Genomic DNA, 21,101 nt, shown 5'->3' on the forward strand with positions numbered 1-21,101 from the left:
CTACAATCAAAAATTCTAACGCAGTTATCGAGCGTTTTAACAAGCTAGGGTGACCAGTTATTTACTACGATTGGTATGAAAACTCTCAATGCTGATCAAAAAAATCCTTGTTGCGAATATACTTGCTCATTAAGTGATAAGAGAAAGGCCTTATTAGCCAGCTAAAAATAGATCGACCAAGGCGAATAAACGTTGGGGTATTCTCGTAGATCCGCCCGTTATAAAGCCACAAAACTTTGCCAACATGCCAATAAAGTAAAGGGACAGGGGGCATAAAGGTCACGATGTCGATGTCGCAACAGATACGATAGGTTTTTTTGTTCAAGCGATAGTGTTTTTTGAAATTCCAATCACCAACGGCTGGCTGTCCGAAGGTGACGACTCGTTTAATGCAGCCTGGGTATTGTTGGTCAAAGTAATCAGCCAATATACAGCCAATTGCACCACCGGAAGAGTGACCGGTGACCGATACCCTTTTCCCTTGCTCTAATAACGGGATGAGCGTTGCCTCCAATCGTTCAATGACGCTTAGGCCCAGTTTATCGTTATTGCGGTGTGGTTGGCTTTCTTGAAATATTAGATGATAGAAGCCAGCATGTATTCGATAGTTCAGGCCAATCTTCTTACAGCTTCTGGTCCATAAGGCAAAGTTCAGTAACCAATCTGAGACGCTGTGCGAGCCTTTGAGCACCACCACCACCTCATCTTTGTCCTTACTCCATAAAACCCGGATGATGGTTTTGCCAAACTCATTGTTGATCACGCGTTGTCCGTTAGGGTCAAAACCATAGCGGGTCTGTTTAAACCCTCTAGGGTAAGCGAGACTACAGAGAACAGCATAGCGTTCGTATTGATAGCGTTTGAGTGGTTTCACATTCAGGTGTCGTTTGGAGTCTTATTTAACAGTCTAATCCTCAATTATGAAAAGCGGATGAAGCAGAAACAGCCCAGGACCAAGCACACAACAAAGCGCACTGTATTATTCGTTGAGTGCGAGTTGGCTGAATTGAGATGCGTTATTGTGGGCAAAGTTTGTACAAGCTGCGTTGATTTCATGCTGTAAAGTGCGATAAATAATCACTTGAATTAAAAGATAAAATTTATGGTTGACGAATTTTTCCCATCCGTTAAAGTACACCTCGTTCTCACGGCTTAGGTCACTGAGAGATGGTGTTTTACTTTTCAGTAATCAGCATCGCATGATTGCGTTGCCCTGGTGGTGGAATTGGTAGACACAAGGGATTTAAAATCCCTCGGCGTTCGCGCTGTGCCGGTTCAAGTCCGGCCCGGGGCACCATCTATCTAGTTGCTACTTTCGAGTAGAGTGATGAACTAAAATACATCAATATATTATGTTGATAAAGGCGCCTTGGCAGAGTGGCTATGCAGCGGATTGCAAATCCGTGGACCTCGGTTCGACTCCGGGAGGCGCCTCCATTCTCTCTTTCTATTTTGTGTTTACAAGAAGAGATAAGCAAAAAGAATGAACATGCGATACTAGCTCAGTTGGTAGAGCGCAACCTTGCCAAGGTTGAGGTCATCGGTTCGAACCCGATGTATCGCTCCAAATTTTATTATGTTGATTTCTTTCGACATGAAGATGGTGTTTTACTTTTCAGTAATCGGCATCGCAATAAAGTATTGCGTGCCCTGGTGGTGGAATTGGTAGACACAAGGGATTTAAAATCCCTCGACGTTCGCGTTGTGCCGGTTCAAGTCCGGCCCGGGGCACCATCTATTGGATTATTACCTTACTAGCAGTTTGGTAGTAGTCAAAAGAGTTGTTCTCTTAAAACACTGTTGAGGCGCCTTGGCAGAGTGGCTATGCAGCGGATTGCAAATCCGTGGACCTCGGTTCGACTCCGGGAGGCGCCTCCATCATTTAGAAAGCCCGATCAGAAATGATCGGGCTTTTTGCTATCTGTATCTTTTCTCCATCAGCCACAGCTCATCACTTAACGATTCCATCTCATTGAACCACGCTCTCTATCATCTGCTGCCCCAAGCTTTTTAGCTATTTCTTCTCGCTTACTTACTGTGATTGATATGAATGGCATTGGTTAAAGGATTACTCCATTGTTATTTTGTGACACCGTAACTTTAGGGTTTAGGGGGAATACTATAAAGAAAGTAGGAAATCAGTTAAGAGCATATAAAGCAAGAGTGATCACTTCACGGCGTGTTGACTTAATTAACGTGATCTTCTTCGCGAGGTAACCGTTGTTATTGTGTAGCGTGGAAAATAAGGAATGTAATGACATAACTGGCACTTTTCCTGGGACGAGGGGAGTCTTCACATTTATATATCGCTGTTCATAATTATGTAACTATTTTTGTTGTGATGGCACCGAATTACATGAGTGAGTGATAATCATTATCATTAACGAGCTTTATTTCTTCTTATTTCTGGAATATTACAACATATCAAGCATTGAGCTTGCATGCATATTAAATTCTACGAAACTCGATAAAATATGTGATTATTTGCTATATTTGTCTGACAAATGAACGTTTTCTACCTCTTTTGTTCTACCCCTTTAGGGTAGTTCGATTTTGTAATTGATTTGCGTCATATTTTCATTTTCTTTCATAATTCATCATGCGCTCAGTTAAGAAATATATAACCTTCAGGAATTCTTATGAGCAAGATGAAGCTAGTCGTAATTGGTAACGGCATGGTCGGCCATCGCTATATCGAAGATTTAGTCGAGAAGACAGACGTTGCAAACATGGACATCACAGTCTTCTGTGAAGAGCCTCGTGTCGCGTACGATCGTGTGCACCTTTCTTCTTATTTTTCACACCATACCGCGGAAGAACTTTCTTTAGTCAAAGAGGGCTTCTACGAGAAACACGGCATCAACATGTTGCTTGGCGAACGTGCTATTAATGTTAACCGTGAAAAGAAAACAGTCTACTCAAGCACGGGTCGTGAAATTCAATACGACAAACTTGTTCTTGCGACGGGTTCTTTCCCATTTGTCCCTCCAATCAAAGGTAACGACGGTAAAGACTGTTTCGTTTACCGCACAATTGAAGATCTGAAAGCGATTGAAGCAACGGCTAAGAACTCAAAGTCTGGCGTTGTTGTTGGTGGCGGCCTATTGGGGCTTGAAGCGGCAGGTGCGCTAAAAGCACTGGGCGTGACCACACACGTTGTTGAGTTTGCGCCTAAGCTAATGGCTGAGCAACTTGACCAAGCGGGTGGTAACCAACTTCGTCAAAAAATCGAACGTATGGGCGTTAACGTACATACAAGCAAGAACACGCTTGAGATTGCTCCTGAAGGCACTGAAGCTCGTAACGTAATGCGCTTTGCAGACGATACTGAGCTAGAAACTGATTTCATCGTATTCTCTGCTGGTATTCGCCCTCAAGACAAACTTGCTCGTCAAATGGGTCTAGGTATTGCGCCTCGTGGCGGCATCGAGATTAACGATCACTGTCAAACGACAGACAAAGATATCTACGCAATCGGTGAGTGTGCGTCTTGGAACCAAACGTTCTACGGCCTTGTTGCTCCTGGCTACAAAATGGCGACGGTAGCGGTTGACCACGTTGTTGGCAACGAAAGCACATTTGAAGGTGCTGATATGTCTGCGAAGCTTAAGCTTCTAGGCGTGAAAGTAGGCTCTATCGGTGATGCGAACGGTCGTACTCCTGGCTGTAAGAGCTACGTTTACCAAAACGAAGAGCAAGAAGTTTACAAGCGCTTAATCGTTTCTGAAGACAACAAGAAGCTGCTTGGTGCGGTAATGGTTGGTGATACGTCTGACTACGGCGATCTTCTACAGCTTATGCTGAACGAAATCGACCTGCCAGAACACCCAGATGCTCTAATTCTTCCTGCACACGCGGGTGCTGAAAAGCCAACACTTGGCGCAGACTCACTTCCTGAATCTGCAGTTATCTGTTCTTGTTTTGATGTGACTAAAGGCAAGATCGCTCAAGCGGTTGCTGAAGGTCATCACACAATCGGTGATATCAAAGCAGTAACAGGTGCAGGTACTGGTTGTGGTGGTTGTATTCCACTTGTAACTTCAGTACTAAACGCTGAACTAGCTAAAGCTGGTGTTGAAGTGAAGAACGACGTATGTGAGCACTTTGCTTACTCTCGCCAAGAGCTTTTCCACCTAATTCGCATCGAAGAAATCAAAACGTTCGATGAGTTACTAGAGAAATACGGTAAAGGTTACGGCTGTGAAGTATGTAAGCCTCTAGCGGGTTCTATCCTTGCTTCTTGCTGGGGTGAACACATCCTTAAGCCTGAGCTAGTGAAGCTGCACGATACCAACGATAACTTCCTAGGTAACATGCAAAAAGACGGTACTTACTCTGTTATCCCTCGTATGGCGGGTGGTGAAGTAACACCTCAAGCGCTAAGCGTTCTTGCTGATGTTGCTGCTGAATACAACCTATACACCAAAATTACGGGTGCACAACGTATTGGTCTATTCGGTGCTCAGAAAGATGACTTACCAGCTATCTGGAAGAAGTTAATCGCTGCAGGTTACGAAACAGGTCAAGCTTACGCAAAAGCACTTCGTATGGCTAAGACATGTGTTGGTTCTACTTGGTGTCGTTACGGCGTTCAAGATTCAGTAGGCCTAGGCGTGATGATCGAGAACCGTTACAAAGGCATCCGTACTCCTCATAAGATGAAGTTTGGTGTGTCTGGCTGTACTCGTGAGTGTGCTGAAGCTCAAGGTAAAGATTTAGGTATTATCGCAACTGACGCAGGTTGGAATATGTATGTATGTGGTAACGGTGGTATGAAACCTCGTCATGCAGACTTACTTGCAAGCGACCTAGACCAAGAAACGCTGATCAAATACATCGACCGTTTCATGATGTTCTACATCCGCACGGCTGCTCCGCTACAACGTACTTCGGTATGGATGGACAACCTAGAAGGTGGTGTTGATTACCTGCGTGAAGTTATTGTAGACAACAAGCTTGGCATCAATGACCAACTTGAAACTGACATTGCTGGCCTAGTAGATAACTTTGCTTGTGAATGGACAGATACAATCAATGACGAAGCTCAACTTAAGCGCTTTGCACACTTCATCAATGCTGATGACCGTGATGAAAACGTTGTGTTTGTTGATGATGGCCGTGAACAACACCGTCCAGCGACATTCACTGAGAAACATCCTGAAGCTATTACATCAAAACATCAGGGCGACATCATTCACGTAGAAACTGTGTAAGGGGAGACGACATCATGGCATTTACCAAAGTTTGTAAGATCGAAGACATTATTCCAGGTACCGGTGTTTGTGCATTGGTTGGTGGTAAGCAAGTAGCAGTCTTCCGCCCAACTATGGCTGAAGAAGTATTCGCGATTAGCAACACAGACCCTTACTTCCAGTCTAACGTGTTATCACGTGGTCTGATTGTAGAGCACAAAGAAGCGCTTTGGGTGGCAAGCCCGCTTAAGAAGCAACGCTTTAACCTGACAACAGGTGCGTGCATGGAAGACGAGAACTTCAACGTCAAAGCGTACAAAGCTCGTGTTACCAAAGGTGCTGTAGAAATCTCGGCTTAATCTTTGGATGACTAAGATTTGATAGTTCAAGGGTTCTAGTTCTCGATATTGCCTTAACTCGGCAACTAGAGCCTTTTCCTATCCAATTTTAACTTTTAATTTTACTTTTTAAGGACAACATTATGTCTCCTGATTACAAACCCGCTGAATTCGTTCAAACGATGATTGATGTGGGTGAAGCGAAAACTAAAACAAGTACTCGCGATCTTCTGATTCGAAGCACTATGGCTGGTATCATCCTTTCTCTAGCGGTTGTTGTTGCTATTACAGCAATGGTACAAACAGGCATTGGTCTTGTTGGCGCACTAGTGTTCCCAGTTGGTTTCGTTATTCTAAGTGTTATGGGTTACGACCTAGTAACTGGCGTTTTCGGCCTTGCTCCTTTAGCTAAATTCGACAACCGCCCGGGCATTACTTGGGGGCGTATTTTACGTTGTTGGGGGCTGGTTGGCCTTGGTAACCTGATTGGTTCTCTCCTTGTGGCTTTTCTCGTGGCAGTATCGCTAACGGGTAACTTCTCTCTTGACCCAGATGCAGTTGCTCAAAAGTTCATTGCAGTCTCTACCGCTCGTAGCTTAGGTTTCGAAAATATGGGTATGGACGGCTGGATCACGTGTTTCGTGCGCGGTATTTTCTGTAACCTCATGGTTTGTCTAGGTGTAATTGGCAACATGACAGCACGTACGGTACCTGGCCGTGTGGCGATGATGTGGTTCCCAATCTTCATCTTCTTCGCGCTAGTCTTTGAGCACACAGTAGTAAACATGTTCCTATTCCCACTAGGTATGATTCTGGGTGCTGATTTTGGTATTGCGACATGGTTGAACTTCAACCTTATCCCAACAATCCTAGGTAACATCGTAGGTGGCTTAGCGTTAGCGTGTCTTCCTATTTACCTGACTCACGCAAAAACAGCGCCGTCGCTAGGTGCAAAAGAATCGACTCAATCGGTTAGTGGCGGTACGTTGAATAGAGCGAGCCGTTAAAAATAGATTTAGCCTCTAGCGTAATGTTAGAGGCTTTTTTGATCGCATTGTCCCATCCTGAAATAGGTTGACACATTGTGAAAGCAAGACATCAGTCTGAAGCCAAGTGGCTGACCAATATCAATAACCCACCACCAATATGGTGAGCCGCAATAAGTGGATTAGGCCGTAATAGATTGTTTTGTTATATAAACTTCTATCTTAATTAGAATTAATCGTGAAGTTTTTCCGCAACAACTGGTAGTCTTAGAAATAGGAATATGAGCCGACCACGTAACTGAATTGCGAGCGGCTATACAGAATTAAGCTTGAACGATAACAAGCTAACTTTCGGAGCAAAGTATGTCAGAAGTATCGCCATCGAATGTTAACGTAGCAAACAAAGGATTTGTTTCATTAGTCGGAGCGGGTCCCGGTGACCCGGAGTTATTAACGGTCAAAGCAGCACGAGTGATTCAGCAAGCTGACGTTTTGGTTTACGATCGCTTAGTTTCAAAAGATATTTTAGCCATGGCGAATGCAGACGCCGAGATGCTATACGTAGGTAAAAAACTCGATCATCACTGCGTTCCACAAGATCAGATCAATCAAGTATTGGTAACCAAAGCGCAAGAGAACAAGCACGTAGTGCGCCTCAAAGGTGGTGACTCATTTATCTTTGGCCGTGGCGGAGAAGAGTGTGAAACACTGGCTGAGAATAACGTTAAGTTTGAAGTGATCCCTGGTATCACAGCCGCTGCAGGCGCTACTGCGTATGCAGGCATTCCTCTAACACACCGTGATCACGCGCAAAGCGTTCAGTTTATTACAGGTCACCTTAAGAAAGATGGTGAAGATATCGATTGGCAATCTCTTGCTCAGCATAACCACACCATCGTCTTCTACATGGGGCTTAAAGAGAGCCCGAATATTCAAAAGAATCTATTGGATAACGGTATGCGTTCGGATATGCCGATTGCCATTATTGAAAACGGAACACGCCAAGAGCAAAAGGTGTATCGTGGCGGTTTAAGTGACTTGGCTAACCTAGCAAGCCGAGCACAAAGCCCAGCTTTAATTGTCGTGGGCAGCGTCACGCAATTGCATGAAAAATTGGCGTGGTTTTAATGAGCCAGTTTAAAGCTGGTCAAGTTTAGCTTTGCTCTGGCTAAGGTAACATCAAGGTACCACTTATTAAATGCTGCAGCGACTGCCTTGTCGCTGCATTTCTTGCTGGCGCATCGGCATTTCGTCAATGATATTGGTGATCTGTTTCCAATCTGTTTTGCCGCTCCATCGGTGCTTCTCTTTTCCATCTTTACCAATCAAAACAGCAGTGTGTGATCCTTTAGGGATATCGTAAATGCGAGTGATTGCTTCGAGGTTAAACTCCTCATCCAGCCAAGTCGGGACGGTATAGCCGCTTTCTGCAATGACCATGGTCACCACGTCTCGTTCATCTAGCTGGCAGTTATTGAGCAATACTTCATTGAGAAACTGTTTGACAACTTTATCGTCGGTCGGCGCAAAATAGATAACACTACGGTGGGGCAAGGGCTGTGAGTGAGCGTAGGCAGGGTAACCGAAAACCGGGGTTGTCACGAAGTTTATTATCAATAAGCTGATAACCGCACATAGCTTGAGCCAAGGTGCCTTGCTGTTTGACATTGCCGAGCGTCTGGCTACTGTCGTTGCTTTAGTTGCTTTAGTTGCTTTAGATGCTTTAGATGCTTTAGATGCTTTAGATGCTTTAGATGCTTTAGATGCTTTAGGTACATTGGTCTCATCAGGTAAATTGATCGCAATAGTAGCCTTAGCTGTCGTCGCATGAGCCACGCAGGTTTCTTTGGCCGTGTTGATAGCGGCGGTCGCGTTGAGAGCGCCGTTAATAACGAACGATTGATGGATCTTCATGGCCAACCTCACTTTAATAACCCTATGACCTTAATGTTACTCTTATCTGCCATTGATCAATGGCAAATTAACATTCACCCAGAAACCGTGATCAAATTGAATAGACTTAACCTAAGTATAGTAGCTTTACGATAAAGACGGCTAACAGGTTCATTTTTATTAAGTCAAGCGGCTCGCATTTTACAATTGATTAGCATAGGGTATACGGAAAATCTAAAGGTATGAATTTATGGAAAATATAGCAATTTTGGTTGACGTTCAGAACGTTTACTACACAACACGTGACAAGTATCGTTCTAATTTTGACTATAACCAGTTTTGGTACGTGGCGAGTGAAGGGCGAAATGTTGTTGCTGCCAATGCATATGCGATCGCGAGTCAAGATCCTAAACAACGCCAGTTTCACCATATTCTTCGTGGTGTAGGCTTTGATGTGAAGTTAAAACCCTTTATCCAGCGCCGTGATGGCAGTGCAAAAGGGGACTGGGATGTGGGTATTGCGTTGGATGCAATAGAGCTTGCCGAGACCGTTGATACCATTGTATTGGTATCAGGTGATGGGGATTTTGAAACCCTTGTCGAGCGCATCAAGGAGCGTTTTGGTAAGCCTGTCGAGGTGTATGGGGTTCCGGGCTTAACAGCACAAAACCTTATTGATTCGGCAACCAAATTTGTCGCAATTGAAAAGGATCTACTTCTATAACGAGATTTGCATATTTTGTGGTTGAAATTAACAATAACGATAATTAGAATGCAAATTGTTATCATTTGTCGGTGTGTGTCATGTCTTGTGTTTTAGTTGTTGATGACGATGTTCAATTGTGTGAATTGTTGGCTGAGGTATTAGAAGGTGAAGGGTATCATGTGAATACCGTTCATTGTGGGGAATCGGGTTTAGAGTTTATTCAATCGAACCCTGTCGACTTGGTGTTACTCGACGTAATGCTCCCCAACTTAAGTGGCATTCAAGTCGCAAGACGTATCTGCCAGCGCTTCGCGACGCCTATTCTGATGTTGACCGCACTCAATGACGATGCCTCTATACTTGATGGTTACCAAGCGGGTGCGGATCAATACATTGCGAAACCTTTTAATGTCCCAGAGCTACTGGCCCGCATTAAGGTGATCTTGCGCCGTGTGGGGTTTGAGCGTCAAAGGCAATCTTTAGAGTCATCCAATTAAGGTATGTGTGGTGTCGGAGTTAAACTCTACCACACTAGAACTCAACGAGCTTGTGCACGATTTTGACCATATGACCTTTGAAATTAAATCTCTGGTTGAAAAGCAACGTCGTTTGATTCGTGATGTGTCACATCTGTAAAAGATGATGATGATTGTATTCCTGATACAATATTGCAGGTATATTCGATCCGTTTACACGAATAGAATCAGCCCGAGACAAACAGTCTGGTGGTTACGGTCTAGGCCTTGTGATTGTTAAAGAAGCGATGAATGGATATGTAACTGCTGCGAACAGATAAGGTGGGGAACTGAGAGTAAACTTGATGTTCTCAATCGGTGATTAGCTTTCTCTATTGAGAAGAAGGCTAAATAGATAACTTTCCCAACTCTGTTGTACTACTTAAGCGATACCCAATAAAAAACGCCACCGCATCTGCAGTGGTGTTTTTCTTTATGCGCTTTGTATGAGCTAGACGTAGCCATTAATTACGCCTGAGCTTGAAGATAAGAGCATCAGATAAGCGAGACTATGCCTGTTGGCGAGCTAGCTTAACTTCTTCTTCTTTCTCACCTGCTGCAGGGTCGTTGAAGCGAGACTCGTCTAGAGCGCCTTCAGACTTAGCAACGATGATAGATACGGCACTATCACCTGTGATGTTTACAGCGGTACGAATCATATCAAGAAGGCGGTCAACACCCATGATTAGAGCAATACCTTCAAGCGGTAGGCCCACTTGGTTTAATACCATTGCTAGCATAACAAGACCAACACCAGGAACACCAGCAGTACCAACAGACGCCAGTGTCGCCGTTAGGATAACCATTAGGTAGTCACCCATTGAAAGGTCGATGTTGTATGCTTGCGCGATAAATGCAGTCGCAACACCTTGCATGATTGCAGTGCCGTCCATGTTCACAGTTGCACCTAGTGGTACAGTGAAAGAAGCGACTTTGTTGTCTACGCCCATACGGTTTTTAGCCGTTTCCATTGTTACTGGAATTGTTGCGTTCGAAGAGGCCGTTGAGAATGCAAACATGATTGCATCTTCCATCTTACGGAGGAATGTAATCGGACTAAGACCTGTGAATCCTTTAAGCATCGCACTGTAAGTCACCAAACCGTGCAACAGCAGGGTACCAGCAAGCACTAAGAAGTATTCTGCTAGGTTCCAAATTGCACCTAAGCCAAGGCCAGAGAACAGTTTCGCCATCAAGAAGAACACACCGTAAGGAGCAAGGTTCATCAGTAGCGCAACAAGCTTCATGATAACTTCGTTCAAGTCAGAGAACACGGCAGCGATACGTTCGCCAGGTTTACCCGCCGCACTGATTGCAATACCAAACAACACAGCAAATACGATAACTTGCAGTGTCTTACCTTCAGCCATAGCTTGAATAGGGTTGGTAGGGAACATGTCGATGATAACTTGGCCTAAAGAAGGGGCATCCGCTGATTTGAAAGAGCTCGCAGCAGTAAGATCCGCACCAGCTCCAGGTTGGAACAGGTTACCGATAGTAAGTGCCAGAGTGATAGCAACGGCTGTAGTACCGATATAAAGTGTAAGTGTTTTGCCACCCATACGGCCAAGAGTTGATAAGTCTTTAAGAGAACTTGTACCGCACACTAGTGAAACGAAGACTAGGGGCACAACAAGCATTTTTAAACTGGCGACAAAGATTTGCCCGCCTACTTCAAAGAGTCCGTTAACGATGTAGGTGTTAACAAATCCGCTGTCTGAAAAAAGGGATTGAATGGCAAATCCCGTTAATATACCTACGACCATACCGAGGATTACTCGACCAGTCAGAGACATAGGTTTCTTGGTATTCATTTTGAACACTCCTTATTATTTATAACTTTGATACCTTTTCAAAGTGAGCAGGAGATTAGCAGTCGGTTGCTCAAATCGAAAAACAAAAAATGAGCTTGGAATTATAGATGTGATCTAAATCACCGATAATCCTGATAATTAAACAAAATTAAGCAAAATAATTCACCACAAATTCACACTTGTCGAGAGTTTTATACATAAGGCTCTCGCTTTAAAGGTAGTAAATAAGAAAAGATAATTTTTTCTCAATCTGTATGCTTTAAGATGTAGTCATCGGCGAAGAGTGTAACTACATGGCAACGTCACAGGTGAAATACTAATTTGTTAGTGCGGTTGCATTGGTAATCTAAATATCAGTAGGGGAGGTTTCGACCTTCCCTTTCTTGATTCTGTAATTTTGCAAAATATCCCTAGTAATGTAAGTGACTTTTAATGATAATGAGATGGCTTATCAATAAAACTCATTTGACCTTCTTCTACAGTAAATGACTATCATTATGAATCTTTTAAAATCTAGCCTAGCGCTTGCGATCAGTTTGATTGCAACATCTTCTATGGCAAATAGCTTGGATCAAGCCCAATCTGTTCAAAACCAGACCAATAACGCCTCGGCTTCAAGCCAAAAGGTGATTGATAAAAGCTCACAAGCAACATTAATGCTGAAAGCTGAGATTGAGCGCCTGCAAGAAGAAGTGAAAAATTTAGAAATCTATCACGATCACCTTGCTGCATTAGTCGAGAGCCAAAATCAAGAAGCTCAAAGCATTGAAGAGCAGATCGAAGAAATCAAATACACACGTCAAGGTGTCGTGCCATTAATGTATCAAATGATTGATGGTCTTCAACAGTTGGTAGAGCAAGACGTGCCGATTAAGAAAGAACAGCGTCTAGAGAGAGTTGAAAAGCTACAAGTAATGATGACTCGTGCTGACGTCAGTGATGCTGAGAAATACCGTCGCATCCTAGAGGCATACCAAATCGAGATGGATTACGGCATTAAGCTGGGTGTATACCAAGGTCGTGTCGCATTGGCGAGTGATAAAGCAATTGAGGCAGATGTTCTGCACCTAGGTCGTATCTCTTTAGTTGCTCGTAATCTAAATGGCAGCCAATACTGGGCTTGGAATCAAACAGAAGCCCAATGGCAAGAACTTGATTCTTCTATGAAGTCAGAGCTAGATAAAGCGTACGATATTGCTGGCCAACAAGCAGCCCCAAGCTTGATTACTTTACCTGTTTCTTTAACTGTTGCGGAGGTTAAGTAATGAACTTGAAACCATTAGCAGCATTACTTTGCATGACATCCATTTCATTTTCTGCTTTCTCTGCATCGGATACTACCGCGCAGCTTGTTGATAAAGCCCAGTCCGAAAATCGTACTCAAGCTTCTCACAACGTGGTTCGTGAAGCTGACTTCAAAAAGACTGAACAAGAACTTAAAACCACCAAAGCGGAGCTTGAAGCGAAACGTACATCGGTTCAAAATGCGACAGATGTTCTTACTCAAACCTTCAGCGACAACGAAAACAAGCTTGCTCGTTTAGAAGAAAAACTGCGTTTAGAGACGGGTAGCCTTGGTGAGTTATTCGGTGTTGTTCGTCAAAACGCGAAAGAACTAGGCGCAGAGCTTAGCTCAACAGTAAACAGCGTTGATCGCTCTGAGCACACAGCGACCGTTGATCAAATTATCGATGCTAAATCTCTGCCATCAATGCCACAACTCTCTGGTTTGTGGATGAGCATGGTTGAGCAGATTCAAGCGAGTTCTGAGCTTAGCAAATCTCAAATTGCATTCATTAATGGTGAAGGCAATACAAACAAGGTTGACGCTTACCGACTAGGTTCGATTGGTCTTGTAACAGAGCAAGGCTATGTTAGCTGGAACACTCAGCGTGAAGATGCGATCGCTTATCTTAAACAACCACAAAATGGTCCAACGTTAACGTCACTTTCTTCGTTAGCGAATGGTGAAGTATCTAATGTAATTGTCGATCCTTCTCGCGGTTTCATGCTAGAGCAATTAGCACTTACGCCAAGCCTAACCGACCGTCTACAAGCAGGTGGTGTGGTTGGTAAAGTGATTCTTGGCCTACTAGCTATTGGCCTGATCATCGCATTAGTTCGTGGTATTTCTCTTGCTATCGCTCGTCAGAAAATTCGCGCGCAACTTAAGAACCCTGAACAAGCGGGTGATAATCCACTAGGTCGTGTTCTTGCGGTTTACAACAAAGAACAAAACCAAACCGTTGAAGCGCTAGAATTGCGACTTTTAGAAGCGGTTGTTGATGAACAGACTCACTTAGAGAAAGGCCTATCAATGCTTAAACTATTGGCGGCATTAGCACCAATGTTAGGTCTTTTAGGTACAGTAACCGGCATGATCGAAACATTCCAAGTGATCACACAGTTTGGTAATGGCGACCCTAAAGTAATGGCGGGTGGTATTTCGATGGCGCTTGTAACGACGGTACTTGGTCTGGTTGCGGCAATGCCTCTTCTACTGGCACACAACATTCTTAGCACTCAAGCAGAAAACATTCGCAATATTCTTGAGAAGCAAGGTATTGGTCTTGTTGCTGAGCAGGCAGAAAAGACCGTTGAATCAAACGCTGTTGTTTCACCTGTTGGAACTGCTGCGTAATGGATATTTTGTCGGGTTCTCTATTACCAGCGAGTTGGTTAACGAGTGACTGGCTGCTGTCTTTATCAAGCTTTATGGAGCAGGGCGGTTTCGTTCTGTGGTGGCTAGCGGCTGTCGTCCTAGTGTATTGGGTGCTTGTGGTAGAACGCGTACTTTATCTTGCGTTCTACTTTCCTAAGCAGCGCCAAGCTTGGATAGCGAAATGGAATGAAAGAGAAGATCACTCTTCTTGGCATGCCAAAGCCATTCGTGAAGGTTGGTTAGGGCAAGCGAGTATCTTGCTTAACCAAAACTTGAATTTTATTAAGCTGTTAGTCGCTATTTGTCCGATGCTGGGTTTGCTAGGTACCGTAACCGGTATGATCTCTGTGTTTGATGTCATGGCGACACAAGGCAGCAGTGACCCTAAATTGATGGCTTCAGGTATCTCGTTGGCTACATTGCCAACCATGGCAGGCATGGTTGCCGCACTCGCGGGCATGTTTGTTCACGCTCGCTTAGCAAAAGTATGTAGCCGTTTAGAATTAAAATTAGAAAAATCTTTAAGGAGTCAACGATGAGACTCGGTCGACGTCATTCTAAAAACGAAGAGGCTCAAATAGACCTTACTTCGATGCTTGATATTGTATTCATCATGCTGATTTTCTTCATTGTGACCAGTTCATTTGTTCGTGAATCTGGGGTTGAAGTGAATCGCCCTCAAGCGTCTAACGTGGTGAGTCAAAAAGATGCCGGTATCTTTGTGGCAATTACTTCGGCGAACGACATTTTCATTGATAAACGTGTGGTGGACGTTGAACGTGTTGAAGCGACACTGGAACACTTATTGTTGGAACAACCCGATGCTTCGTTGGTGATTCAGGCGGATGAGCATGCTTACAACGGTACGGTTGTTAAAGTGATGGACGCCGCCAAAGGTGCGGGTGTGAAAAACATAGCGCTGGCTGCTGAAAAGCGATGATCTTGGAGGATCTTAATCAATGATTCGCCTATTTCTTGCTTTACCGCTCGCGGGCGCATTGGGCTTAGCGTTGTTCTCTTTTATGGCTTGGATGGTGGATAATGGCCATCCAAGCACGCCAGAAAGCAGCGATACGTTAAGCTTCAATATGGTGATGGTGGAAGCTGAACAAGACGTTCAGAGAAGACAACGCGCACTGCCTGAAAAACCAGAAATGCCAGAGCCGCCACCGGAAGCACAAACCTCTCAATCACAAGCTGAAGTGACGCCGCTCAATTCGATGTCTTCACTGCCTTCATTGGATTTGAATACCTCTATCGATGGTCTAGCGATTAACGCGCCGACCTTTTCTGATTTTGGATCAAACCAACAGGCAATGCCGCTCTATCGAGTGGAGCCTCGCTACCCAGCGAATGCCCTTAAACGGGGCGCGCAAGGTTTTGTGATTATGTCTTTTACTATCGACGAGACGGGACGTCCAATTGATATTCAAGTGACGGAAGCCACCCCACGTCGTATGTTTGAACGTGAAGCGATGAGAGCACTTAAAAAATGGAAATATCAACCCAAAGTCGTTGATGGCAAAGCGATTGCTCAGGTTGGTCAAACCGTGAAACTAGAGTTTAAGTTGGCAGAATGATGAAACAGCTATGGATATTCGTGGGCGTGTTATTGATGCCCCTCATAACACAAGCGCAAGAGCTATCCCAATATACGGCGATTCGCGTGCAAAAGGCGCATAACCTTGCTCAAGAAGAGCAGGTTAAGCAGGCGATAGATTTACTGGCGGATTTGGATCTTTCCAAAGGCTACGATAAAGCGTACGTCTCTCGCATGTTGGGTGTGTTTTATTGGCAAGATGGCAACACCAGCGAGGCAATCAAGCAACTTACTTATGCTGTTGATAGCAATTTGTTGGTCGATGAGCAGGCTTGGATCACCAAACGCATGCTTGCTGACCTGCTATTGAATGATCAAAAGTTTGAAAAAGCGCTACCACATTATTACCAGCTGGTGAAAACAGCCCCAGAAGTGGAAAAGAAAGAGACGCTTTGGATGCGAATTGCTCAAGCGGAATACCAGATCGAAAATTGGTCGCAAGTCTTAGTGGCTATTGAGCATCATGATCAGATTAACGCCAAACCTGAGCTGGCTGCTTTATCGTTGAAATTGGGCGCGCAGTTACAGTTAAAGCAGTGTAAACCTTCCATTCCAACCTTAGAAAGTTTAATTGAACTTCAACCTGGAAAAGGCAACTGGTGGCGTCAACTGGTCGGTATTCAGTTAAGGTTAGAACGCAATCGAGATGCTTTGAACACCTTAGCTCTTGCCGACCTTCAAGGGATCGAACTTAAAGATTCAGATCGTAGACTGCTTGCTCAATTGTATGCAAAGCAAGGGATCCCAGAACGCGCAGCACAAGAAATCAGTAAGTTAGGTGAGGCGAATAGTGATGTTCAGCTTCTGGCGGAGCAGGCGACTTACTGGCAGGTAGCGAAAGAGTGGGACAAGGCAATTGATGTGTGGACGTTAGCGTCTAAAAAAGACACTCAATACCATTGGAATGTGGCTCAGTTACTGGTTCAGCAGGGGTACTATGACCGTGCGTTGGTTGTTTTAGATAAAGTGAAAGACAAGAGCAAGCAGGCCGATGTGGCTTTGGCGAAAGTACGCTCATGGTATAAGTTGAAGGATCTCAACAAGGCGCTTGCTCAAGCAAAACGTGCCAACAATATTAAACCTTCTTCTGAAGCGAAAGGCTGGATTAAATACCTTACTCAGCTCAGAACCGTCAGCGATAATGGTAATGCTTAATCACTTAAAGTGATGAAAATAACACAGCAAAAAGGTGTCATTTGTTCGTTCAAATGACACCTTTTTTATGTACTCGATTCATGCCGATTAAGGGGTTATAGAATACTCTCCGCTAGGGGCTACACATCGATCCACTAGGCGTTGCACTTAGAATAATGCCAGTTTGGTCGGTCACCCAGTTAATGGTGCAGTCACGATAAGGATTTTTAAAGGCATGTAAGATATCGCCATTGTCTAATACTTTCTTGCTCTCAATCCAAGCATAGTTTCGAGACGCCCAAAAACTGATAGGACGTGAGCGCTCGGTTAAATAAAACGCTTGTGCGTCAGTGATATCAGAGCCGACATACCCTTGAATTCTCTCTTCAGTGCCCGCTATTTTGTTGCTACAGCCTATTGCTAGCACGACAAAAGCCAATATGATAATACGCATTTAAAATCCTTTTAAGCCGGTAAGCCATCTTCAAATCAGTTGTTGCAGTTGTTAGTTCTCTCCTTGAGAACACGGCGTTAACCGAAGAAACCATCACTTCATTCAGGTCAAGAAAATTATCCCGCCACAAACCGCCTCGACTTGAGTACCTTAAAGTAAAAGCGCACTTGTCTACAGTATGTCGTCTCATGCCGCCACACCTCTCTTAGATTGAGGCGGTCAATGTAAGCTTGATTATCTTTGACATTTGAATTTATTATCAATTGCTTCTGGTACACGTTAGCAAGAATATGCATTCAGTTCGACAACTTCCCTTGTAATGTTATGTAAATTTCCCGATACCGTTCAGCAAACGTAAACAATGTAAATTGAATGCCAATACGAATGATTATCAACTAAATTACCAGCCATGAAATTCTTAGGTATTGGTTTGTATGTTGTTAAAAAGTAGGGTGGTTCAGTCTTGGGCTCGTCGACTTCATATTTATATTTCAATGGCACTTCTGTTCGTTGTTCTTTTTTTCTCAGTGACAGGCATCACCCTAAATCGCCCTGAGCTATTTGAATCAGGTCAGCCCAAGATCCAACACTTGATGTTAACGCTTCCTAGCCATGTATTTATGATCCAAGACGGCCGTTTAACAGCGGATGAAGCCGCTTTTGAGATGTTTCTTTTCGATGAGGCTAACCTTTCCGGAGTGCCCTCTGGATTAGACATTTATGCCGAGATAGAAGAAGGCGAGTTGCTGATCGGTGAAGTGTCGATGGACTTTAAAGGCCCAGGTTATAACGCCTCGGTGTTTGTCGATGTCACCTCTGAGACAGTAGAAGTAGAGACAACCCATTACGGCATCATCGCGTTATTGAACGATCTACATAAAGGACGCAATAGCGGTGACGTTTGGAAGTGGTTTCTTGATGTCACTGCGCTACTGATGATCTTCTTTGTCCTTACCGGCGTCTGCTTGCTCTTACCCAAGAAAAAGACACTCAATACCTCCAGTCAATGGACGGTAATTGGCTCGGTGATTTCACTGACTATCTATTTTGTCGCTGTACCTTAACCTTTTCTTCAATATTCGCTGACGAGCACGGTCGGATCAGCGTGAAGTGGAATAAAGGATAAATGGATTTAAAGGCTTTTAGCATTTCTAAAGGCTTGCCAAGCAAATTCTACGACTTGTTAAGCAGATTTTAAGGGTTGCTAAATATGAAAAAAATGAACTGGAGTAAGGCGATTATTGCTTTATCTCTGTTACCAAGCCTCGGGATGGCGCAGCCGCTTCCTGAGACGGCAAAGCTGGATGTGAGCTTTGAGCTAGCGAAAATTGAGACCTCTATGTATGCGCGTCCTTATGTGGCGGTATGGGTTGAAAATAGCGAAAGAGAATCGGTAAGAACCATCGAACTCTGGGTCGGTAAAGACGAATGGCTGAAAGATCTCCGTAGTTGGTGGCGCAAGGTCGGACGTTACGATCGTGAGCTGGTCGATGCAGTGACTTCAGCGACGCGCCCTGCGGGTCAGTATCGTTTTGTTTGGGATGGTAAGAGTGATGATGGCCAAACTCTAGAACAGGGTGAATACACCGTTCATATTGAGGTAGTGCGTGAACACGGTGGTCGAAATTACCTTCGTCAAAAAGTATCACTTACGGATGCCAATGCCACTTATGAGTTAGCGGCAACTGAAGAGACGGGTGAAATCACGCTGAGCTACATCGTTAAATAGGTAACGCAAGTAGTAATACAATGAATCGTGAGGGTGATTTGCAAGTAAGGAAAGCCCCGGCGGTTGCTATCGTAGGCTTGGATTGAGCAGCGCGATAAACAATGATAAATAATGGAATTGACCATAATGAAACAGAAAAAAATCAAGGCGCTAGTACTGACGAGTGTCATGGCATTCGGCCTATCGGCAACCACAACGGCACACGCTCACCCTCGCTGGGTATTGCCTTCTCACTTTACCGTTTCTAAAGAAGGCGGTGATTGGCTAACGTTCGACGTGACTGCATCTCACGGTACGTTCGTGTTTGATAAACCCGCGGGCAGCGAAAATGCAAAAGTGATCATGCCAGATGGTCGTAGTGAACATCCAAACTTTGTTGTTCGCGGCAAGCGCCGTTCCATGTTCGATTTCTTCTTTGAAGACGAAGGCACGCACAAAGTGACGGTCAATGGCGTACCGTCTTATTTCACACAATATAAAGCAGGCCCTCGTGACACCATGAAACGCCTTAGAGCAAACAAGGCGGAGCGCGATGCTCTGCTGCCAAACGAATCTCGTGACGTAATCACGTTATTGAGCTTTAGCCGAGTGGAAAGCTACATCACAGTAGGTAAACCATCGGATTCTGCATTCAAGATTGACGGTAAACTCCTTGAAATGAAGCCAATTACGCACCCTTCAGACATCATCGAAGGCGAACCGGCCACGTTCCAGTTCTTCTATAACGGTGAGATTCAAAAGGGTGTCAAAGTTGACATCACCCGTGATGGTACGCTTTACCGTAACCACCAAGAACAAATTGATGTGGTGAGTGATGACAATGGCGAAATTACTTTCACGCCAGATGTTGCAGGTCGTTATGTGATGAAGGCGAGTCACAAAGGTGAGCTGGTTGATAACTCGTTGGCAGACAAAGCAATGTCGAGCGTTCACCTGACATTTGAAGCGCTGCTTCAGTAATTGGTTTTATCGGAAGTTCCCTGATTTATTAACAACACGAGGGCTCATTTGAGTCCTTTATCGCTCAGTTGATGACTGCGAATAAGCATTGTGGCTAGGTTCTGATCATGAAGATAAAAACAAAATTCAATTCGATATTGACTCCCTGCTTGGCGCTGGGTTTCGCTGCGCTACCTGCGCATGCTCATTTCCCATTGATGAGCTGCTGGTTTGAAGGGCAAACGGTGGCCTGTGAAGCTGGTTACTCCGATGGGAGCAAAGCGGTCGATTATGCGGTTGATATGTACGACTACGACGATAACTTGATTGTAAAAGAGATGACTGATAAGCGATCTATTGTTGAATTTGCTAACCCTGATACTGACTTTTACCTTGTGTTTGATTCAGGCCACGAGTTTCCGGTTGAGGTCGATGTTGTTGAGATAAGTGAAAAATGATAATCCAAGGTGTACACGCAGACACGGGTGGCAGAGAAGGGAAATGGGTCGGGCTGATCATTGTCTTTATCCTCTGTTTTGCCACCGTTGCCATCCCATTTCATCAAGCCGAATCCAAGATTGAAGTCCTCCTTGATCACCAAGTATTGGTCACGGATATCAAACAAGAGAACTTGGCGATGCTATCAGAGCTGCGTTTAGCTCATGAAGAAATTCGTGATCTGCGTATCGATTCAGAGGGCGAGTGGCCAAGTGTCACATCACTAAAAAATCAATGGGTCGCCCCATTTGTTGAAGACCCAAGCTGGAAACGCAAAGGCTCTCATGTTTGGCGATTGGACGAGCGTGGTTACTATTTTGCGATACCAAATGAACCTTCGATATCAAATGAACATGCTGCACCAAGTGAATTTGCTACATCAAGCGAGTATGCTCCAGTAAATAAACATAGCTTTGCGGGTTCCTTTATTTTGAACGCGAACAGCGTCTCTCCTGAAATCTGGGTTTTCTTGGATGGTTTTGCCAACCCCCCCGCTCATTTTGATGAGAATACATTGGCATCAGCAGGCTGGAAGCTGGTGGTGAACGAGTCAGAAGTCGTTGACCAGCATGCTGCCTCTTATCATTAAACTATCTGGCTTAAACGTAGAAACAATCCGGCTTACAAAAATGCTCACAAAT

20 protein-coding genes, 5 tRNA genes and 2 pseudogenes are annotated in these 21,101 nt (G+C 44.4%); 23 read left to right on the forward strand and 4 right to left on the reverse strand.

From position 1 onward, the window contains the following. Positions 1-85: 85 nt before the first annotated feature. Complete coding sequence (locus Q1A70_RS08240; RefSeq protein ID WP_299688917.1) at positions 86-874, reverse strand: lipase; 789 nt, start codon at positions 872-874, stop codon at positions 86-88. Positions 875-1,210: 336 nt separating this feature from the next. On the opposite strand from Q1A70_RS08240, the gene Q1A70_RS08245 reads away from it, so the two are divergent. The 9 genes from Q1A70_RS08245 (at position 1,211) to cobA (ending at position 7,644) form a co-directional block, all read left to right on the forward strand. Then, positions 1,211-1,297 (forward strand) — tRNA-Leu (locus Q1A70_RS08245). A gap of 66 nt (positions 1,298-1,363) precedes the next feature. Next, a tRNA-Cys gene (locus Q1A70_RS08250) sits at positions 1,364-1,437 on the forward strand. 54 nt (positions 1,438-1,491) lie between these two features. Further along, positions 1,492-1,567: transfer RNA gene (locus Q1A70_RS08255), tRNA-Gly, on the forward strand. 80 nt (positions 1,568-1,647) lie between these two features. Further along, a tRNA-Leu gene (locus Q1A70_RS08260) sits at positions 1,648-1,734 on the forward strand. Positions 1,735-1,804: 70 nt separating this feature from the next. Beyond that, positions 1,805-1,878 (forward strand) — tRNA-Cys (locus tag Q1A70_RS08265). A gap of 761 nt (positions 1,879-2,639) precedes the next feature. Then, positions 2,640-5,213, forward strand: coding sequence for a nitrite reductase large subunit NirB (gene nirB / locus Q1A70_RS08270; protein WP_299688920.1), 2,574 nt, complete (start codon positions 2,640-2,642; stop codon positions 5,211-5,213). 14 nt (positions 5,214-5,227) lie between these two features. After that, positions 5,228-5,551 (forward strand): nitrite reductase small subunit NirD, encoded by a 324-nt coding sequence (gene nirD / locus Q1A70_RS08275; protein ID WP_299688924.1) that lies wholly within the window; start codon positions 5,228-5,230, stop codon positions 5,549-5,551. Positions 5,552-5,673: 122 nt separating this feature from the next. Beyond that, positions 5,674-6,537 carry a formate/nitrite transporter family protein gene (locus Q1A70_RS08280; RefSeq protein WP_299688926.1) on the forward strand — a complete coding sequence of 288 codons (864 nt, stop codon included), beginning with the start codon at positions 5,674-5,676 and terminating at the stop codon, positions 6,535-6,537. A 342-nt stretch (positions 6,538-6,879) separates the two neighbouring features. Then, positions 6,880-7,644: a uroporphyrinogen-III C-methyltransferase gene (gene cobA / locus Q1A70_RS08285; protein WP_299688928.1), complete on the forward strand. Its 765-nt coding sequence runs from the start codon at positions 6,880-6,882 to the stop codon at positions 7,642-7,644. 66 nt (positions 7,645-7,710) lie between these two features. Here cobA and Q1A70_RS08290 read toward each other — a convergent pair whose 3' ends face one another. Then, positions 7,711-8,184: a DUF4174 domain-containing protein gene (locus Q1A70_RS08290; protein ID WP_299689006.1), complete on the reverse strand. Its 474-nt coding sequence runs from the start codon at positions 8,182-8,184 to the stop codon at positions 7,711-7,713. A gap of 475 nt (positions 8,185-8,659) precedes the next feature. Between Q1A70_RS08290 and Q1A70_RS08295 the strand changes: the two genes are divergently transcribed. From Q1A70_RS08295 to Q1A70_RS08305, 3 genes and pseudogenes are all read left to right on the forward strand, one after another. Beyond that, a complete protein-coding gene (locus Q1A70_RS08295) occupies positions 8,660-9,133 on the forward strand; it encodes an NYN domain-containing protein (RefSeq protein WP_299688930.1) in 474 nt (157 codons plus the stop codon). A gap of 80 nt (positions 9,134-9,213) precedes the next feature. Beyond that, positions 9,214-9,609 (forward strand): annotated as a pseudogene (locus Q1A70_RS08300) (response regulator); the annotation flags it as partial. Between the two features lie 4 nt (positions 9,610-9,613). Continuing rightward, positions 9,614-9,911, forward strand: a pseudogene (locus tag Q1A70_RS08305) (ATP-binding protein); the annotation flags it as partial. Between the two features lie 228 nt (positions 9,912-10,139). Here Q1A70_RS08305 and Q1A70_RS08310 read toward each other — a convergent pair. Further along, on the reverse strand, positions 10,140-11,444 hold the full coding sequence (locus Q1A70_RS08310; protein ID WP_299688932.1) for a dicarboxylate/amino acid:cation symporter: 1,305 nt from the start codon (positions 11,442-11,444) through the stop codon (positions 10,140-10,142). A gap of 497 nt (positions 11,445-11,941) precedes the next feature. Between Q1A70_RS08310 and Q1A70_RS08315 the strand changes: the two genes are divergently transcribed. Genes Q1A70_RS08315 through Q1A70_RS08340 form a run of 6 tightly spaced genes read left to right on the forward strand, consistent with a single transcriptional unit; the run spans position 11,942 to position 16,861 of the window. Beyond that, complete coding sequence (locus Q1A70_RS08315) at positions 11,942-12,709, forward strand: DUF3450 domain-containing protein (protein WP_299688934.1); 768 nt, start codon at positions 11,942-11,944, stop codon at positions 12,707-12,709. Next, a complete protein-coding gene (locus Q1A70_RS08320) occupies positions 12,709-14,085 on the forward strand; it encodes a MotA/TolQ/ExbB proton channel family protein (RefSeq protein WP_299688936.1) in 1,377 nt (458 codons plus the stop codon). Before Q1A70_RS08315 ends, Q1A70_RS08320 begins: the two co-directional genes overlap by 1 nt. Further along, complete coding sequence (locus Q1A70_RS08325) at positions 14,085-14,645, forward strand: MotA/TolQ/ExbB proton channel family protein (protein WP_299688938.1); 561 nt, start codon at positions 14,085-14,087, stop codon at positions 14,643-14,645. Before Q1A70_RS08320 ends, Q1A70_RS08325 begins: the two co-directional genes overlap by 1 nt. Further along, entirely contained in the window at positions 14,642-15,046 is a 405-nt protein-coding gene (locus tag Q1A70_RS08330; protein WP_299688940.1) for a biopolymer transporter ExbD, read from the forward strand. Before Q1A70_RS08325 ends, Q1A70_RS08330 begins: the two co-directional genes overlap by 4 nt. 19 nt (positions 15,047-15,065) lie before the next feature. Continuing rightward, positions 15,066-15,686 carry an energy transducer TonB gene (locus Q1A70_RS08335; RefSeq protein WP_299688942.1) on the forward strand — a complete coding sequence of 207 codons (621 nt, stop codon included), beginning with the start codon at positions 15,066-15,068 and terminating at the stop codon, positions 15,684-15,686. After that, entirely contained in the window at positions 15,683-16,861 is a 1,179-nt protein-coding gene (locus Q1A70_RS08340) for a hypothetical protein (RefSeq protein WP_299688944.1), read from the forward strand. Before Q1A70_RS08335 ends, Q1A70_RS08340 begins: the two co-directional genes overlap by 4 nt. A 112-nt stretch (positions 16,862-16,973) precedes the next feature. Here Q1A70_RS08340 and Q1A70_RS08345 read toward each other — a convergent pair whose 3' ends face one another. Further along, positions 16,974-17,294: a hypothetical protein gene (locus Q1A70_RS08345; RefSeq protein WP_299688946.1), complete on the reverse strand. Its 321-nt coding sequence runs from the start codon at positions 17,292-17,294 to the stop codon at positions 16,974-16,976. A gap of 434 nt (positions 17,295-17,728) precedes the next feature. Between Q1A70_RS08345 and Q1A70_RS08350 the strand changes: the two genes are divergently transcribed. The 5 genes from Q1A70_RS08350 (at position 17,729) to Q1A70_RS08370 (ending at position 21,049) form a co-directional block, all read left to right on the forward strand. Next, positions 17,729-18,358, forward strand: coding sequence for a PepSY-associated TM helix domain-containing protein (locus Q1A70_RS08350; protein ID WP_299688948.1), 630 nt, complete (start codon positions 17,729-17,731; stop codon positions 18,356-18,358). Positions 18,359-18,504: 146 nt separating this feature from the next. Next, complete coding sequence (locus Q1A70_RS08355; RefSeq protein WP_299688950.1) at positions 18,505-19,023, forward strand: DUF2271 domain-containing protein; 519 nt, start codon at positions 18,505-18,507, stop codon at positions 19,021-19,023. A gap of 123 nt (positions 19,024-19,146) precedes the next feature. Next, the gene (locus tag Q1A70_RS08360; protein WP_299689008.1) at positions 19,147-19,983 is read left to right on the forward strand and encodes a DUF4198 domain-containing protein; all 837 of its coding nucleotides are present in this window, start codon (positions 19,147-19,149) and stop codon (positions 19,981-19,983) included. A 107-nt stretch (positions 19,984-20,090) separates the two neighbouring features. Continuing rightward, positions 20,091-20,420: a hypothetical protein gene (locus Q1A70_RS08365; RefSeq protein ID WP_299688953.1), complete on the forward strand. Its 330-nt coding sequence runs from the start codon at positions 20,091-20,093 to the stop codon at positions 20,418-20,420. Further along, positions 20,417-21,049, forward strand: a complete 633-nt coding sequence (locus tag Q1A70_RS08370) for a hypothetical protein (protein WP_299688956.1) — start codon at positions 20,417-20,419, stop codon at positions 21,047-21,049. Before Q1A70_RS08365 ends, Q1A70_RS08370 begins: the two co-directional genes overlap by 4 nt. Positions 21,050-21,101: the final 52 nt, after the last annotated feature.

It is taken from the genome of uncultured Vibrio sp., from assembly GCF_947488985.1.
In the GTDB taxonomy this organism is placed as follows: Bacteria; Pseudomonadota; Gammaproteobacteria; order Enterobacterales; family Vibrionaceae; genus Vibrio.